The sequence below is a fragment of the Halorubrum tibetense genome (genome assembly GCF_042661865.1).
GTDB lineage: Archaea > Halobacteriota > Halobacteria > Halobacteriales > Haloferacaceae > Halorubrum > Halorubrum tibetense.
Genome location: NZ_JBHSWW010000533.1, coordinates 1 through 908 on the forward strand (window position 1 = coordinate 1; position 908 = coordinate 908).

1 protein-coding gene is annotated in these 908 nt (G+C 72.4%); it reads left to right on the forward strand.

Annotated elements, in window-relative coordinates; translation table 11 throughout:
* Window positions 1-908: MutS-related protein (locus tag ACFQEU_RS16775; RefSeq protein WP_417448546.1), on the forward strand; the 908-nt coding region annotated here is incomplete at both ends.

A 908-nucleotide genomic window follows, 5' to 3' on the forward strand; every position in this document is an offset into this window, starting at 1 on the left:
GCTCGCGGCGGTCGCGGTCGCGAACGACTACGTCCGCCCGACGGTCATCACGGAGCCCGACGCCGGGATCCGGATCGAGGGCGGCCGGCACCCGGTGGTCGAGCGAACCGAGGACGCCTTCGTCCCCAACGACGCGGACCTCCCCCGAGGGAGCGTCGCCGTGATCACCGGCCCGAACATGAGCGGCAAGTCGACGTACATGCGGCAGGTCGCGCTGACGGTCGTGCTGGCACAGACCGGATCGTTCGTCCCGGCGCAGGCCGCCCGGCTCCCCGTGCTCTCGCGGGTGTTCACGCGGGTGGGTGCGTCGGACGACATCGCCGGCGGCCAGTCGACGTTCATGCGCGAGATGAGCGAGCTGACGGGGATCCTCCACGACGCCGGCCCCGATTCGCTCGTCCTGCTCGACGAGGTGGGCCGCGGGACCGCCACCACCGACGGGCGGGCGATCGCCCGCGCGGCCGCCGAGTTCGTCCACGACGAGCTCGGCGCGACAACCCTCTTCGCCACGCACTACCACGGGCTCACCGACCTGGCCGCCGACCGCGAGCGCGTGTTCAATCTGCATTTCTCCGCCACCCGCGAGGACGGCGACGTGACGTTCCTCCACCGCGTCGTCCGCGGGGCGTCCTCCTCGTCGTACGGCGTCGAGGTGGCCGAGCTCGCTGGTGTTCCCCGACCGGTCGTCGAGCGCTCGCGCGAGCTAGTTGCCGCCGACGAGGGTTCCCCGACCCCGAATGGAAGTGAGCCGGTCCCCGACGACATCGACGGTGACACTCCCCATGACGTCCCGCTCCGCGAGTTCCTCGCCGAGGATGACGACGAGGGGGGACCGGGCGCGTCGTCGGCGGACGATCGGACCGCGCCGTCGGCGGACGATCGGACCGCGCCGTCGGCGGACGATCGGA